The sequence below is a fragment of the Pedobacter sp. ASV1-7 genome, assembly GCF_040203335.1.
Lineage (GTDB): Bacteria > Bacteroidota > Bacteroidia > Sphingobacteriales > Sphingobacteriaceae > Pedobacter.
The window spans coordinates 345,572-363,395 of the sequence record NZ_JBEHBV010000003.1 but is presented as its reverse complement, the minus strand read 5'-3'; the positions used below and the strand labels follow the sequence as shown (position 1 = coordinate 363,395).

The 17,824-nt window shown below is 41.2% G+C and carries 10 protein-coding genes and 1 tRNA gene; 10 read left to right on the top strand and 1 reads right to left on the bottom strand.

Annotation, left to right across the window (positions count from 1 at the left end; genetic code table 11):
- The first annotated feature begins 59 nt into the window (after positions 1-59).
- From ABDJ41_RS09415 to ABDJ41_RS09370, 10 genes are all read left to right on the top strand, one after another.
- On the top strand, positions 60-1,928 hold the full coding sequence (locus ABDJ41_RS09415) for a RagB/SusD family nutrient uptake outer membrane protein (RefSeq protein WP_349785711.1): 1,869 nt from the start codon (positions 60-62) through the stop codon (positions 1,926-1,928).
- Positions 1,929-1,953: 25 nt separating this feature from the next.
- Positions 1,954-3,177 carry a DUF4959 domain-containing protein gene (locus ABDJ41_RS09410; RefSeq protein WP_349785710.1) on the top strand — a complete coding sequence of 408 codons (1,224 nt, stop codon included), beginning with the start codon at positions 1,954-1,956 and terminating at the stop codon, positions 3,175-3,177.
- Position 3,178: 1 nt separating this feature from the next.
- A complete protein-coding gene (locus ABDJ41_RS09405) occupies positions 3,179-4,309 on the top strand; it encodes a DUF4998 domain-containing protein (RefSeq protein WP_349785709.1) in 1,131 nt (376 codons plus the stop codon).
- Between the two features lie 11 nt (positions 4,310-4,320).
- Positions 4,321-7,092, top strand: coding sequence for a family 78 glycoside hydrolase catalytic domain (locus tag ABDJ41_RS09400; protein WP_349785707.1), 2,772 nt, complete (start codon positions 4,321-4,323; stop codon positions 7,090-7,092).
- A gap of 143 nt (positions 7,093-7,235) precedes the next feature.
- Positions 7,236-8,534, top strand: a complete 1,299-nt coding sequence (locus ABDJ41_RS09395) for a phosphodiester glycosidase family protein (RefSeq protein WP_349785706.1) — start codon at positions 7,236-7,238, stop codon at positions 8,532-8,534.
- Between the two features lie 169 nt (positions 8,535-8,703).
- A complete protein-coding gene (locus ABDJ41_RS09390) occupies positions 8,704-9,585 on the top strand; it encodes an alpha/beta hydrolase (RefSeq protein ID WP_349785705.1) in 882 nt (293 codons plus the stop codon).
- Positions 9,586-10,357: 772 nt separating this feature from the next.
- Positions 10,358-10,951, top strand: coding sequence for an RNA polymerase sigma factor (locus ABDJ41_RS09385; RefSeq protein ID WP_349785703.1), 594 nt, complete (start codon positions 10,358-10,360; stop codon positions 10,949-10,951).
- A gap of 152 nt (positions 10,952-11,103) precedes the next feature.
- Positions 11,104-12,333: a FecR family protein gene (locus tag ABDJ41_RS09380; RefSeq protein ID WP_349785702.1), complete on the top strand. Its 1,230-nt coding sequence runs from the start codon at positions 11,104-11,106 to the stop codon at positions 12,331-12,333.
- A 128-nt stretch (positions 12,334-12,461) separates the two neighbouring features.
- Positions 12,462-15,698 (top strand): TonB-dependent receptor domain-containing protein, encoded by a 3,237-nt coding sequence (locus tag ABDJ41_RS09375; protein WP_349785701.1) that lies wholly within the window; start codon positions 12,462-12,464, stop codon positions 15,696-15,698.
- A gap of 20 nt (positions 15,699-15,718) precedes the next feature.
- A complete protein-coding gene (locus tag ABDJ41_RS09370; protein WP_349785700.1) occupies positions 15,719-16,855 on the top strand; it encodes a hypothetical protein in 1,137 nt (378 codons plus the stop codon).
- Positions 16,856-17,664: 809 nt separating this feature from the next.
- Here ABDJ41_RS09370 and ABDJ41_RS09365 read toward each other — a convergent pair.
- Positions 17,665-17,738: transfer RNA gene (locus ABDJ41_RS09365), tRNA-Pro, on the bottom strand.
- Between the last annotated feature and the right edge of the window lie 86 nt (positions 17,739-17,824).

The window sequence follows — 17,824 nt, the reverse complement described above, 5'->3', positions numbered from 1 at the left end:
CTAGCACCGTTATGAACAAAAAATCAATACGAAACATTATATTTTTTATACTGTTTATTATGGGGTCTTTTAACTCCTGTACCTATCTGGATGTCGTACCTGATGGGGTAAGTAAATTGGAAAATGCCTTTACAATGCGAAACCAGGCTCAAAAATTCTTGTATACCTGTTATTCGTATATGCCCAAAGAGGGCCAACTTTCTTCAGACCCGGGATTATTGGGAGGTGATGAACTATGGAATTTAGAAAATGCAAATCTTCCAGCTTTCGGCTTTGCAGCTTTCAATATTGCTCGTGGTTTACAAAACTCTTCGAGTCCTTTGATAGATCATTGGGGAGGGCTCTATATTGCTTTGCGAGACTGTAATATCTTTTTGGATAACATTAACAATGTAGCAGATTTGCAAGCTTGGGAGAGAGATCAATGGATTGCTGAAGTCAAATTCCTAAAAGCATATTATCATTTTTATCTTGTTAAGATGTACGGTCCTGTACCTATTATACGTAAAAATTTACCTATAGATGCAGGCATAGAAGAGGTTAAGGTACAACGTAACACCGTTGATGAATGCTTTAGCTACATTGTTGAATTACTAGATGAAGCCATACCAGTTCTGCCTTCTTCTGTAAGAAATCCTAATGAAGAATTAGGACGTATCACTAAAGCAATAGCTGTATCTTTTAAAGCCAAGGTTTTGGTTACAGCTGCCAGTCCGGTTTTTAATGGCAATACCGATCAAGCTTCTTTGATGAATAAAGATGGTCGCCAATTGTTCAATCAAACCAAGGAGGTTAGCAAGTGGGAGAAAGCTTTAGTAGCTTGCGAACAGGCTATTCAATTGTGTGAAAACGAATTGGGAATGAAATTATATACCTATCCCGGAAATCCTCAATTTAACCTTTCAGCAGTTACCTTGCAAGAGCTTACTTTACGCAATGCATTCGCGGAAAAATGGAATGATGATATCATTTGGGCGAATACGCAAAGCGTTCACAACTTTACGCAGCAAGTCTCGGTTCCTCGTTTCGATCCGCGTTATCCTGATATTCCGATTCTTAAAAATTTGATCGGTGCTCCTATTAAAGTTGCTGAGCAATTTTATACTAAAAATGGGATACCTCTTGCTGATGATAAAACACTGATTTATAATAACCGATATGACATACAAAATGTAGGAGCTGCTTACCGACGCTATATGAGAGAGGGAGCCCAAACTATAAATATGCATTTTGATAGAGAACCTAGGTTTTATGCCTATTTAGGTTTTGATACAGGTATTTGGTATGGCGAGGGAATTTTTAATGATGCTAACCCTACAACTTTGTATGCGGTAGCTGCAAGAAGAGGGCAGAGTAATCAAAAAAGAGGTTCGGATGATGGACCAATTACAGGATATTATATCAAGAAATATGTTCATTTCCAAAACACCACACTTAGTGCAACATCTTATTCGATGGTATCCTACCCCTGGCCCTTGATACGATTGAGTGATTTATTCTTGCTCTATGCAGAAGCAGCAAATGAGGCTGGCGATAATGAACTTAACCGAAGTAAAGCAATTGTATATTTAAATAAAGTGAGGAATCGTGCAGGCATACCAAACGTAGAAGATGCGTGGACTAACTATTCGCTCAATCCTAATAAATTCAGATCACAGAATGGCCTACGACAGATTATTCACCAGGAAAGGCTCAACGAATTGGCTTTCGAAGGCCATCGGTATTGGGATATAAGGAGATGGAAGACAGCCCCAGAATACTATAATTTACCAATCCAAGCCTGGGATTTGACACAATCAGCCCCTCAAGACTTTTATAGAAAGGTGTTAATTGCAAAACAGACATTTACTACTAAGGACTATTTCTGGCCAATAAGGCTTTCGAACTTAACTGTTAACAACAATCTGGTACAGAATGTTGGATGGTAATAATCTTGAATTATAAAAAAAACTCATGATGAAAAATTTATTTTGGATTAAAATATTCGCTCTTATGCTGTTGTTTTCCTGCAAAGAGGAGGAGCTATCGATCCCCATCGATAGCTCCTTACCTGCTCCAAAGATGGTGACTAATGTAACAATTAAAAATCTACCGGGGAGAGCCGTGTTATATTATCAGGTACCAGATGATAAAAACTTTCTTTATGTTAAAGCTGAGTATGAAATAAGGACTGGTATAAAAAGAGAGACAAAAGCATCCCTCTATACAGACTCTTTATTGTTGGATGGTTTTGCAAAAGGAGGAGAATATACTGTTAAACTATATAGTATTGGACGAAATGAAAAGCCTTCTGAGCCACTGGTTGTGCGGGTGAATCCTGAAGAGGCTCCGGTAAATGAAGCATTCAAAAGCCTTGTACTAACTGAGGGTTTCGGTGGTGTCCGCATCCATTTTGAAAATCCCAATCAAAGAGACTTTGCATATTGTTTGCTTGTTGATAGTCTAAATAATGGCGACTGGGCTGCTTTGCAAACATTTTACAGCAAAAATAGTAAAGGTATATTTTCCCATACAGGATTGAAACCAGCACCTGTAAAAGTAGGCGCCTATATTAGAGACCGTTGGGGCAATACTTCAGATACAGTAGTTAACACATTGACGCCATTATTTGAATACATGATTCCTAAGCCATACGGGGTGTTCAATCTTGCTTCAGATAGTTATTTACCTGCAGAAAATGATGCCAATAGGTATGCAATAACAGGGTTGTGGGATGGAATAACTAGCGCTGAAAATACCAATATCTTTGCGAATACTCATACTTCTCCTATGCCCCAAACATTTACGGTTAACATAAAGCAAAGTGTAACATTAAGCCGTATTAATGTACATCAAAGGATACGTAATGAGTATACAGGAAGCATGGTCAAAAAATTCGAGATATATGGATCTAATAGCTTAAATCCAAAAGATGAGCTTACAAGTGATGATTGGACTCTATTAGGCAGATTCGAATCTGTAAAGCCTTCTGGAACTGGACCAATCACTGCCGAAGATCGCGCCTATGCCAATGTAAAAGGAGAATCCTTCGAGTTTATACCTACAAATGAGATTCCCAATCCATGGATTCCTGTCCGTTTCATACGCTTTAGAACCCTGGAGACCTATAATGGCCCCTCTCCACTAGGTCAAATCATCATTGCTGAAATATCATTGTTTGGACAATCAAAAAAATAAGATGAAAAAGAGACAAAAACTATTTGGATATCTACTCTTGTTTATATCGATCTGTATATTGGGCTGTAAGGACATGCATGATATCTATGCAGAGCATGTAGTTCCAAACGGATCTAAATATCCTGGAAAAATACAATCAATTACTGCCCACTCGGGACATAATCGTGTAGTTTTAGGTTGGCGAAATACCAAAGATCCTTCTGTAAACAAGATTCGTGTATTTTGGAATAATTACAAGGATTCTATCGAGGTGGATATTACAGAGCGAAAAGATTCATTATCCTTAAACATACAACCTTTAAGTGAAGGGAATTACAGTTTTATCATCCATACTTATGATAGAGAGATGCGCCGTTCTGTTCCTTTGGAAGTACAAGGGATTGTCTTTGGAGATACTTACAGTTCATATCTGTCTAACAGTATAATTACAAATGACAAAATTATAGAAAACAAAGGATTGTCTATAAATTGGGGCATAGCAGACTACCAAAATGGAATGATAGGTACCCGTGTAATCTATAAAGATCTCCAAGGTAAGGAAAAATCTATTGTAGTTCCGGCCACAGAAACCAGTTCATTAATTAGCAACTTTGATACCTCCTCTTCAGGATATAAATATCAAGCTTTGTTCTTACCTAATAAGCTCAGTATAGATACTTTTAGTGTTGATTTAGATACACGAGATCCATCCATAATGCTAGATCCTAGTTTATGGACCGTTACGGCAAGTAGTTCGGAGAGTGTAGCTCAGGTAACTCCTCCAGAGAAAACAATTGATGGAGATGTCAATACTTTCTGGCACAGTAAACATAGCGGCACTATGGTTCCCTTTCCCCATTGGTTAGCCTATGACATGAAGAAAGGTGTTGCCATCGAAAAAATAGAACTTACTGCTCGTACTGGACGATTTAACCTAGAGGATTTCAGCACATTTACCATCCAAAGTAGTAACAATGGCATAGACTGGTCTGACCACGGAAGTTTCACTTTTGCAAATGTAGATGCGCCTCAGGTTTTTGTGCCAAAGACAGCAATTTCAGCTAGATATCTTAGAATATTTATGACCGCTGGTCCCCAGAAATATAGTCATTTAGCCGAAATTGCAGTCTACGGGAAAGCGAACGGCCAGTAAAGGAAATTATAATGTTCAAATTTAGTTTTATTCTTTTTATAAAGATTTGTTGCTACCAGATTAGTCTGTTGGCAGCAAGTCCTTTGGCATCGATATCCCCAAGTCAGTTGACATGCGAATATTTGGTAGATCCCCTTGGAATTGATCGTGCGCAACCTAGATTGGGTTGGCTGCTTGATGCAACAAACAGAAAACATTACGGACAGCGACAAACTGCCTATAGAATTTTAGTTCATCAGGACTCTTTAGCACTTAGCAGGCATCAAGGTGAAACCTGGGATAGCGGCTGGGTGGAGTCAAATTTAACACAACATATTGTATATGCTGGAAAAAAATTACACCCTGATAGAAGATATTATTGGTGCGTTGCAGTAAAAGATGAGAAAGGGAGAATATCCCAATATAGCAATATAAAAAAGTGGGTTACAGGACTGTTTTCTAATGCTGACTGGAAGGCCAATTGGATAGGGACATCTGAAATATTTGATGCAAATCAGTCTGATTGTAATTTATATGATCCTTGGTTTAGAAAGGATATTCATCTCAATGAACGACCATCTCAGGCACATATTTTTGTCGCATCGATTGGTTTTCATGAATTGTATGTCAATGGCCGGAAAATAGGTAATCCGATACTTGCTCCTGTGGCAACCGACCACAGTAAAAGAGCCAGATATATAACTTATGACATTAGTGAATCCTTGCACGAAGGAAATAATACGATAGCTTTTTGGTTGGGAACAGGTTGGTCGATATATGCGCCTTACGCAACAAATGACAGACCAAGAGCTGCAATTGTTTGTGCACAGGCAACACTTTACAACACCTCAAAGGAAATCATTGCAATTATTAAAACTGATGAAAGTTGGAAGACCCATCCAAGTCCTAATAAACTATTGGGCAATTGGACTCCTCGTAACTTTGGTGGAGAAATATATGATGCTAATCTAGAAATTCCAGATTGGAATCAGTTAGGTTATGACCAGCAGTCCTGGAAAAATGCAAGCGTTTATTACCCTAAACTTCAACTGTCATCTCAACAAGTAGAAGGGAATATATTGTTTCAGGAAATAAAACCTGTTTCGATTGAGAGATTGTCCAATGGTGATTATCGTGTAGACATGGGGGTGAATTTTGCAGGTTGGACTCAGCTTGATGTTAAGGGAACTCCAGGTAAAAGAATTGACTTTTTGTTTTCTGAGCGTAGTCAAGAGGAGATGACCTTTAGGAATAGAAGTGCATATATCTTAGGGCCATCTGGGAGAGGAACATTTAAAAACAGATTTAATTATAGTTCTGGGCGTTGGATTACAATAAAGGGAGCTGAGACAAAACCATTCCTTCAGAATATCAAAGGCTGGGCTATTCGAACAGGATACACCCCAGCCAGTAGTTTTGTCTGTTCAGATAGTCTGCAAAATTGGATATATGAGCGTACACTGTGGACTTTTAACAACTTGTCTTTAGGAGGAATGATTGTAGACTGTCCGCAACGCGAACGTATGGGCTATGGGGGGGACGCACATGCTACCAGTGAAACGGGACTGCTTAATTACCAGATGGCACCTTTTTATGCTAAATGGATGGAAGACTGGCAGGATGTACAGGGGAGCGAATCTATGGTGGGGAATATGAATAATCCTGACTGGGTAAGAAAAAAGCCGGGAAGTGGCCGTAAATTCAATACAGGTATACTTCCACATACTGCTCCTACTTATTGGGGAGGAGGCGGCCCTGCCTGGGGTGGCATTGTCGTCACTCTCCCCTGGACTTATTATCAGCACTACGGAGACAAGGAAATCTTAGAAAAAAACTTTAACCTAATAAAAGGATGGTTAAATTTTCTGGATGCTCATGTGCAAGACAATTTGTTGATGCCCTATGGCGGAGATTGGGATTTCTTGGGAGATTGGTTATGGCCCAACGCGACAGCTGAAGGCATGAACAACAAGAAGCCGGAAAATATCTGCTTTAATAATCTTTATCGTGTATATAATCTCCGTACAGCAGCCTTGATCGCTGATGAAATCGGGTACGAAGAGCAGAGAAAAATATGGGAAGATCAGGCAGACAGGGCTTCTGAAGCAATTAACCTCAAGTTTTTTAATAACCATACTTATACCTATGCAGATGGTTCCATGGCCAATCAATCGTTGGCATTGCTGGCTCAGGTAGTGAAAGAAGAGCACAGAAAAAGTGTACTTCAACAAATCGAGCAGGAAATCTTAATCAAGCGTAGAGGTCATATTCATGCCGGTATCACAGGAGGTGCCATCTTATTTAAATACTTGCGCTCTATAAATCGAAACGATTTACTATATAGCATGTTGAGACAAACAAGTTATCCAGGTTGGGGATATATGCGAGCAAATGATGCTACTACTATCTGGGAAATGTGGGAAAAAGATCTCAAGGGTCACTCTTTGTTGCATAGTTCTTTTCTTTATCCAGGAGCTTGGTATATCGATGGTCTATCTGGAATAAAGCCCTTGTCTCCGGGATATAAAACATTTGCCATCCACGTACCAAAAGCAACAGATACAGATATAAAATGGGCGAAGGCAGAATTTATATCACCTTCAGGAGTGATTAAGAGCCATTGGCAAAGGGAAGGTAGTAAACTAAAACTTGAAATCACTGTCCCAGCCAATACGACAGCATTATTGAGGATACCCAAAGCGGATGGTTTAGCTATGTCTCAGAAAAAGATAAAAGTACGCTATCTTCCGGATGATAAAGATTATACCTTAATCGAATTGTCGCCTGGGGAATATACTTTTTAAATAAAGTTATCCGGAGTTCTCTTGAATATGTGTTGATCGCTGATTTAAAATAAATAGCGATGAATCAGTAATGGAGATATAATTTGAAAAACAGCAATAAACATATTTGTGATAGCTTCATAACCGATAAAAAATATATACTTATGAAAAATAATATTGTAATTAAAATGCTTTTATTGTTCGCTGTTTTATTTGTTGCTTCGTGTAGCAAGACCAAAACCGCAGAAGAAATGCCCCAATCTGCACAGATAAATACCAAGAAGCCTGTGGAAAAGCCAATAAACAATATAAGAGTTAAAAACTATCCAAATGCGGCTATAAAAATAGATGATCTGAATAAAAAAATATTTATAAATGTTGATCGCCCAATAGAAATTAAAAAGTTACACTTAGATTTTGACTTCGCTAGCAAAGTCGGTATCACAAGTATATTCCCTAGTGATGAACCGGGTACATATTATTCACTAAAAATAAATAATAATACACATCAACAGGTATATACGATTACTGTAGAATCAAAACCCAGAGATCTTAATGGTTGGTCTGAAGAAAAGTCATTTGGAGATTTGCCCAGTCATATAAAGCTATATAAAAGTACCTTTATACAAGGAAAGAAAGGAATTGCCTATATGGCTATCGTAGATCTCTCAAAGAATTATAAATTCAAGATTATTGGGGAAGCTACAGGTGTTAAAACCCCCTCGTCCTTTTATGAACAGTTACCTGCCGATCAAAAGCCTGCTTTACTTATTAATTCCGGGTATTTTACTTATTCTACAACACAAGGAGCTTACGGGGTAAGTCTTTTGATAAAAGAAGGTGTAACTGTAAGGCATAATACGAGTTCGACAGATCGATCAGGGAAAACTTATTATATGACAAGATCTGCTATAGGTATGGAGAGAAATGGCCCATTGGAAATCAACTGGGTTTATACAGATGGTGTTCAGGCTCCAACATATGCATATCCAGAGCCTGCAGCAAATATTGAGGGGGAAGCTCCTTTACCAAAACCATCATTGTTTTTTCCTGTAGAGGGACGCAATTGGAAAGCATTTATGGCATGTGGTGCAGGTCCGATAGCAGCAAAAGATGGTAGGGTAGTGTCTTTTGAAGATATGAAAAAAGAGCTAATAACTGGAGATGGATCAGTTTCCAGGCCCAGAAGTGCAGTGGGGTTAACTAGTGATAATAAAATGATTATATACGTAAATCAAGGCAATGGATTTGATGGGTTGGCAGGTTATACTTGGGAGGAAGTTGGAAAGGAATTGGTGAAACTTGGTTGCTATGATGTCATCCATTTTGACGGAGGTGGTTCGAGCTGCATGCTCATAAATGGACAACCACTGATTAAAGGTGGGGAAGTTGATTCACAAAGTAATAATAACCCTGATGGGGCAAAACAACGAGCTGTCGCAACTGTTGTAACGGTCAATTGATTTGGCTGTTTCAATACTTTGATATATAAAATTATAGTAAAGGAAACTACCGATGGGCTGGACTTATGTGATCCTAGCTGGTATTGCCTGTGTTTTAAAAAAGAAACTGAAATGATTTCCATGGAATTGCAGAGACAAATGAAAACAGGAGTACATTTTAATAAATTTAATGATGATCAGAATTCAATATCTATTAGCCGGACTATTATGTATTTTTTCTTTTACGGCGAATGCCCAACAGGTGATAAGTTTGTACCCAGATGGACAGATCCCTTTTTCCAAAAATGGTGGCGAAGTGCCCAGACTGACGGTATTTAAACCTGAAAAAGATTTAGCTAAAGGTACGGCTGTGATTGTATGTTCGGGCGGTTCCTATGGAGGCCGTGCCAATAGAACGGAAGGCGGGCCGGCCTGTAAGAAATTGCAGGCAGCTGGTATCACGGCTTTTTTGCTGGATTACAGGGTGCCCGTTTCAGCCTATATGGAGCATAAAGATATCGTTCCTTTAACTGACGCGCAGCGGGCTGTCCAGTATGTCAGAGAAAATGCCGAAATCTATCAGATTGATCCGGCTAAACTGGGTATTATGGGTTTTTCCGCCGGAGGGCACCTAGTGTCAACGGTAGGGACTCGTTTTAATAAAACTGACCTGAAAAACTCCAAGGGAACTTCATTACGGCCGGATTTTATGGTGCTGGTTTATCCTGTGATCAGTTTCGCGGATTCGCTGACACATGAGGGCTCCAGAATGAGGCTGATAGGACCTGATTTTACCGTGGAACAAATCAAGGAGTATTCCAATGAGCTACAAGTTACTGATCAAACGCCAGGGACATTCCTGACTTCAGGAATGGATGACAGAATTGTTGACGTGAAAAACAGTCTGTATTTCGCTGCGGCGCTTAAGCAGCATCATGTGCCTGTGGAATTGTTTCTGTACGAAAAGGGCTATCATGGTTACGGCGTGAACAACAAGCAGGCACGGGTGCAATGGATCGACGATTGCATCACCTGGATTAAAGCAGAGCGGTATGTTAATTCATTTCGCTAGGTATACATTTCGGTGAACTTTTGGCGAAATACCCACTGAAGCGTAAGTAAACTGAATATGATGAATATATGGACCATCAGCTGGAACACTATCTGGAAGACATAATCAGAGACTATGAATAGCCAGATACCCTTACCCAGGAACGCCAAATTGAGGAAATTTTAATAGTTCGGTTAGTCGGTAATCTTCGATTAGTTTTATCCTTTTTAGCGCTCGAATTACCCTACTAGAGAAAATCACAACTTTTCGCATTGTTTTACATTATCCCTAGTAGGGAAAAGATGTTTTTGATACTCAAAATCCATTACAAGATTTCTATCGAAAAAAACCTTTCTAATAAACTATTTCCTGCCATATTTATTAACTGATATGTTTCTAGATGTTTTTCTTTTTCCATCAGCGTTTATACTTCAGCTTGAAATTCAGATCTTCTATGAAATTTTTTGATTTTAGTCCGTCGAGGAGCACTTCACCGGAGTGAAATTTTTCAAGAAATTTTACTACGGTTTTTTTATGTCTTAACTTATTGTTTATAGGATCAATCCAAACTTGTTCCAACATAGAATCACAACGCAACAACAGACAAATGTTCAAATTTATGCTCGAAAAAATGAGCACTTCCTTTTTTCGAGCATCGAGAATTAGCTAAGCCCGACAGCCTTCTAGGTAAGGTTCATGTAAGTGCCTCATGATTAACAATTTATTAACAAAAACATAATCTATAACCAAAGGCTCCATTAGCTAATTTTGTGACGGAATTCCACCCTCCGATATGGCAAAACAGGGAATAGACAGATACATGGAGCAATGGTTGAAAGGCGATGAATCGGCTTTCAGAAGTGTTGTGGATCACTATTTCTATCAAATGAATGCCTTTGCGTTGCAAATGGTACGAGAGCGGGAAGATGCCGAAGAACTGGTCATGAACGCTTTCCTAAAGTTGTGGCAGCATAAATATCGGGTTATCTATATAGCTAGGCCGGACGAATACCTCTTCGGTATTCTGCGCCGTGAAATTGTGGCGCATGCCAGAAAACGGGTCATGGTAACAGAGTCCATAGAAATCATCGATACGGTGGAACTGGGTATGGTAGCCCATCCCGAGTTTACCTTACAGGAACTTCGCAGTAAATACCAATCGGCTTTGGACAAACTAACCCCAAGACAGCGAACCGTATTTCAGCTGAGCCGGGAACAGGACATGGCCCAAAAGGAAATTGCCGATGCTACCGGCTTGTCCATCAATACTGTAGGCAACCACATGAACGCAGCACTCAAGATTTTTCGTGAAGAATTGAAAGAGTGGCCCAATCTGCTGCTCGTTTTCGCCCTCACTGGCCCGCTTTCTTCTCTTTTTTTTGTTTGATTACCTGCTTATCTGCCTCTTTTTAGGTTAATTAAATGTTAACCGAACACCTCTGTGTATTAACAAATCATGAAATCGTACTTTTTATCTAGTGGCTAAGGCCAACTTTTTCATTGTTTATGATGAGGGTATATTACAACGCCCGTAAAACGATGGATAAAATGAACCGGCCGGCAATAGAAACACTCATCCGCTATTTCAGGGGAGAGAGCCTTCCGTATGAAAACGACCTCGTGGAACTGTACCTTTCCATGGGTGTTGATAAGGAATATGTGGAACACTGCATCGCGGAAGTATGGGATCAACTGGGGCCTGGTGTAAGGTCAGATACAGCAGATAGTAACCTAGAAAAATTTAAACGGGAGCTCGACCAAAAGAAAGCGGCTGTTTTACAGCTTCCTCCGGCAGAATACCCGAAAGGGAAAATCAGGTTTTTAAATCAGGTGCCATCCTGGATAAAAATCGCTGCGGCCATTCTGTTGTTGGTTGGGGGTACTGTACTGCTCCGCTATAACAGCCAGTTAAAGATGCCTGAGGCAACTCTTGCCCGGCAGCAAAACGATATACTTCCCGGTAGTGATAAAGCCCTGCTGACTCTTTCAGACGGTTCTACAGTCGCCCTCTCGGCAGTCGAGAAAGGGCCGATTGCGGTGCAGGAAGGTCTGGAGATAGAAAAAACACAGGAAGGCGAAATTGTTTACCGGGTTAAGGAAAATGCATCCACGAACACTGGTGCTTACAACAGCGTGGTAACGCCCAATGGAGGCCAGTACCGTGTTACGCTGCCCGATGGCTCCAGGGCTTTATTGAATGCGGCCTCTTCGCTAACCTATCCAGTACGTTTTTCCGGCACCGAACGCATGGTGAAGATGACTGGTGAAGTGTATTTCGAAATAGCCAAAGTAACCGACGGTAAAAACAACCGCATTCCGTTTTTTGTAGAGACCGACAGGCAGGAAATACAGGTATTGGGCACTACCTTCAACGTGAATGCTTATGCCGATGAGGCCGAGCAGCGCACCACACTGGTAGAAGGAAGCGTAAGCCTGAAATCTGTAATACAGGAGGCTTACACCATGCTGAAGCCCGGCCAGCAGGCAAGCATAGGAAAGACGGTAAAAGTATATGAAGCGGATATGAAGCAGGACCTTGCCTGGGTAAACGGCAACTTTGTGTTCCAAAGGGAAGAGTTGCAGAGCATCCTGCGCAAAATATCGAGGTGGTACGATATTGACATAGAATGCCGGCCAGAACTGGGAGAAATGAAGTTTACGGGAAAGGTTTCCAGAAGCCAGCCCCTGTCAGCGGTAATAGCGATGATTTCCGCCACCGATAAAATACATGTACAGCTTAAGGAAAGGAGGCTCATTGTGAAAAAGTAATTACCCTACACGGCGGCCTAGATAAAAAAAGAGGCGGAGATGCTCGAACATCTTCCGCCCGATAATCAACGTCATTCAAAAAAATGCTTGCACAATTTTAAAAACAACAAAGATTATTCAACAAAAATATGAATTTTTATCAACTCATGCGTGTTATGAAAATCACCATGGTACTTATGACCTGCCTGCTGGTACAGTTAAGCGCAGCGACCTACGGACAGCGACTCAGCATAAATAAGCAAAGCGTGTCCCTGGCAGATTTGCTGGAAGAAATAAGTGAAAAAACGGGATACGACTTTTTTTATGATGCCGAAATATTTGATGGCGTATCGAAAGTATCGGTAAATGTCAAAAATGCGGATATCGAAAAAGTATTGTCTACCTGTTTTGCCAATCTTCCTTTTGATTATATGGTCAAAAATAAAATAGTTACTATCCGGAAGATTTCCCGTAGTACAACGGGCAGTCCTAATGCTGCTCCGGTTCGCCAACAACCCGGCCACATCTCCGGTAAGGTAGTAGACGACCGTGGCGAACCGCTCCCCGGCGCAACTGTTAAAATTGTGCAGAACAACCAGTCGGTACAGAGCAGTGTAGACGGTAAGTACAATTTCTCCCTTCCGCCCGGTAGTTATACCATAGAGGTTAGCTACATCTCTTTCCAGACCAAGCGCATCACGGGGGTAGAAGTTAAGCCCGGTGAATTGACGAGCCTTAACATTGTACTGAATACTGCTACCAACCAGCTAAGCCAGGTTGTTGTTACCGGAAGCTACAAAAAAGAGAGCATTGCCGGGCTGTATGCCGAACAAAAAAATAGGGCTTCGGTAAGTAACGGTATATCTGCTGAACAGATTTCCGCTACCCCCGATAAGAACATCGGAGAAAGTCTAAAGCGTATCAGCGGCGTAAGTTCTATGGACAATAAGTTTGTACTGGTACGTGGTATTGGCGAACGCTACAATTCGGCCATGCTAGACGGTACGGTACTGCCTAGCACCGAAGCACAGAACCGTACTTTTTCTTTCGACCTCATCCCCTCCAACATGGTAGAAAACGTCGTGGTAAACAAAACCGTAACGCCCGATATGAACGCTAGCTTTGGAGGCGGTCTGATACAGATCAACACCAAAGACATCCCCAATGAAAACTTTATGAGCTTTTCGGCAGGTGTGTCTTATAATGACCAAAGTGCGGGCGAGGACTTTTTGAGTCACAAGAGGGGCAAATATGATTACCTTGCTTTTGATGACGGCAGGCGTGATTTTCCAAAGGATCTGTTTCCTGTTTTGGGACTTGATTTCAGCCAGGAAAAAGCCAGGATTACCGAGCAGAGCAAGCGTTTCGTCAACGATAACTTTAGCGTCTATAATTATACTGCCGCACCATCACAGAACTACCAGTTTACCATTGGCAGACTTTTCACGCTGGATACGGCAAACAGTGCCACCAAATTCGGTTTTACCGGTTCGGTAAGCTACCGTAACCATCAGCAGATTAACCATATTGAAGAAACGAGGCGAGGAAATTGGCACGATGACGGAAATAACACAGGCAACTCGTTCGGTTTCAACACCACCTGGGGCGGTCTGCTGAACATGGGACTGCAAGTGCGCAGGCATAAATTCAGTCTTCGCAACACTTATACCCGCATATTCGATAATACGTTGGTTCGCACTTTGGGCTATAATGACAATATGCCTTTATGGCCAGAGGCTACGAGCATGCAGAAGCCCAATCTCATCGAGGAAGTGGACGATCCAACCTATACCACCCTGTTGCAGAACAAACTGGCGGGACAACACCAACTGAACAAGGTAAAGCTGGAATGGGAATTTGCCCGTACCGCAGTGGATCGGAAGGAAAAAGATCTCGGCATTGCCGAACAGATATTACGGCAGGTTAGTGCGGAGTATGATTACTTTTACACTTACTCCAGTTTAGCAGAACCCCGTATTAAACCGATTTCCCGACAGAACTATCACAACAGCGAACAAAACTATTCGTGGAACGTTGCGGCAACCTTGCCATTTAAGCTGGGCACGCTGAGCAACACGGTAAAGGCAGGCTATTTCGGTTTACAAAAGAAAGCCAAGTTCGAGTGGCAGTCCGTATCGATGGCGATGCAGCCTTTGGGGACCATTAAGGACAGTCTATTGTACTTGCCTATTGGCGAGGCGATCAAGCCGGAAAATATGGGTGCACAGGGTTTTCTATTTATGCCCTGGTACACAGATTACTACGAGGGAAAGAGCAAGAACCACGCTGGTTATCTGATGCTGGACAACCGCTTTACCGACCAGTTGCGCCTGGTTTGGGGCATTAGGGCAGAGTATTACGATTATAAGGAGCTTAATAACGCTTTAAATGGTAAAACGGGACAATTTGGAAGCCTTTTTACCCTCAAACCGGAAAAAAGATGGCAATTGATGCCCTCTGCAAACCTGACCTACAGCCCCCTTTCCGCGCTCAACCTGCGGGCTGCCTATTCCAGCAGCATGGTGCGCCCCGAAATGATGGACAACAGCCAATTCTTCAGGTACAGTCCTTATCTCGGCGGTATGTACGGGAGCGATGGCCTGTACAGTACCCGTATTGATAGTTGGGATTTCAAGACTGAATGGTTTCCGGAGCTAGGCGAAATTCTGTCGGTCGGGGTTTTCTATAAAAAGTTTGATAAACCTGCCGAACTTACCTACCAAGTTTCCGAGATGTCGGGTGCCTATAATTTTATCTTAAAAAGTTCAGATTGGGCGAAAGTGTATGGCTTGGAATTTGAGTTACGGAAGAGCCTCGGGTTTATTTACGACAACAAAATGTTGAACAACCTTACGGCATATAGTAACCTTACCCTGCAAAAATCCGAATTGAAATCCACTTATCTCATTCAGGATCCGAATGACCCAGCTGGCGGGCAGGTACAGGTTACAATGAAGCAGAACCGTTCTATGTATGGGCAAAGCCCTTATCTGCTTAACGCAGGTTTGCAATATGCTGCCGATCGTCTGGGACTGAATATCGCCTATAATAAATCGGGACTGAAAACTGTTATGGTCAGCGACGTGCCCAATGAGATACAATACGAACAGCCACGTGAGCAATTGGACGCTCAAATCAGCTACCGTTTCCTGCAAAAACGACTGGAAGTAAAGCTGAATGCAGGGAATATTCTCAATACGGCATCTACTATTTACCGAAATTTCGGAAGCTACGAAAGAAACCCAGATTTTGAATTTAATGGTGATAATAGCAATGCAATGCGCTTAAAAGAAGGCTTCACGGATAAATACGAAGAGGGAGACCTGATTATGTTCAAGCAACGTTTCGGGCGCACGTTCAGCACCTCACTTACCTATAATTTTTAATCCACAAAATGAACAATACAATGAAACGAGCATATAATAATATTACGGGCAAAAGCCTTGTGCTATTGCTTTTGGGCATCTTTTTTTTTACGGCATGCCAGAAACATGAACTGTTTAATACCGAAACACCGCAGGTAATAAAACTTACAATTAATGGGGCTACCACAAGCGATCTGGAATTTGTGTACAAAGACAGTGTGGTTGTAAGCGTTGCAGGAAATTCTGCGGGTAGTTTTGCAAGAACAGTATTGCTTAATACAGCAGACACAGAAAACCCAGAGCTTTTTATCCGTGAAGCAGGCTCTTCGGGAAATATTACATCTAAGAAGTTAACATCTGCCTCGTTCAATCAATCTTTGTCTATTTATTACGAAAACGGAAAGATATATAGCAAACAGGTACAGTACACCGTAAAAGGGTATGCCATGTCGGGCGAACTGGAATTTCTGCTCGATGGCAATCCGGTTTTTACAGGCTCTTCGAAAATCAATAGGAACCTATCTGTTTTGCTGAATGAAAATGAAACACGCCAACTAGAAGTGAGAAAATCTGGAGAAACATTCGTATTGATTACCGATGAAATAGAACCAGATGTGGCCGAACAATCGTTGACTTTCTTTTTTGACGGGACGGAAATTGCGGACGGTTTAGAAGTTGCTCCACCTAAAAATCCCAAAAACATGGCGGTTATAGCACAATTTAAGACACAGTATACGGACCCAAACTCTAATACTCTTTACTTCACTGGTGGGAATGAAATAGATATAGTATTCTACACAAGGAAGAAAGGTACGGAAAACACGAATCGAGCGACACCGGAAGATAAGGTTGATCCTGAAATACGGATCCCTATACCTACAGATGGTAGATTTGTCAGCTTCGAATTGCCTGTCTTGACCGATGAAACCATGGAGTATTCCTTTGATTTTGTTGAAAAAGGAACAGACAACGTGCCTTATGTTAGAGGTACAACCTCTTCTAATACCTATCCGGAACTTCGAGCTAACCAAGGGAGATATGGAAAAGGTATTATACCGGAAGCAGGCAAATCTAGGTTACTATTGATTTCTGATGCTTTTAAGAGTGTGACATCTCCTACACCTCGACATCGTATCCCTATAGCAACCATTACCGATCTGTCTGAATACTTCCAATAAATAAAGAGTAGCCGGGTATAAGCCTACGTGTGAATACGACAAGGAGCAAAAGTAGGCTTATACCTTATTTAATATAATTTATCATCAACAATACATGAAAGCCATCAGCAAGCGACACCCCATTAAACGCTAAAAGAACAAAATAGATGAAAGCCTTAAACAATCAGCAGCATCAGTGTCTCCTTACTGCTCTACAGCAGCTGGAGGAGCTGTTGTCTGATGCGGAGCTACCGGATGGTCTTGTCGGAGCTTTACGAGCGGTATGAAGCCTTACTTACGGCAGTGGCAGACTGCATTGGCGAGTACGATGGCTGCAGCACCAGCTGAAAGTAAATGTACTGGCTCATGCATTGCGACTGATATTAACCATTGTTGATATGACCATCATTCTGCTGATGCCCTGGGTGGACAGGCAGCTTTACCGGATGGGGGCTAGATTGGCATCGTTCCGTCCTGGTTGACCTTGTACCTCCGCAGGTAGAAAGTAACCCCAAATGTGTTTTTCATTGCTTTCATGTCCATTCATTTTAGTTGGATAAATGCCCCGCTGGTTGCTCTTTTTGTGCCCCTGGAAAAAGGGGTGCAAAAAAGGCACTGAAAAAGCTAAAATGAACATCAATATGTTTTGATTATCAGTTAATTAATATAGTATTTGTAGCCCAATTTAAAAATTGAAAAAGGACACCAAATAAAGCACATTTATATTGATATTATACGGATAAAACAGAATGAAGTAAATTTGGATAGCAACAAAAAAAACTTTAATCATACAATTAAAGGAGTTTTACCGACTTTTAATAGTCTAACTGTCGGGATGGCGGGATTCGAACCCACGACCTCCAGCACCCCATGCTGGCGCGATACCGGGCTACGCTACATCCCGAATATTCATTATTGAATATTGTAATTGCAATTATATAAAATTTAATTTAAAAGCACTAGGGAATTTCTTTTAAGACTTCAATGTAT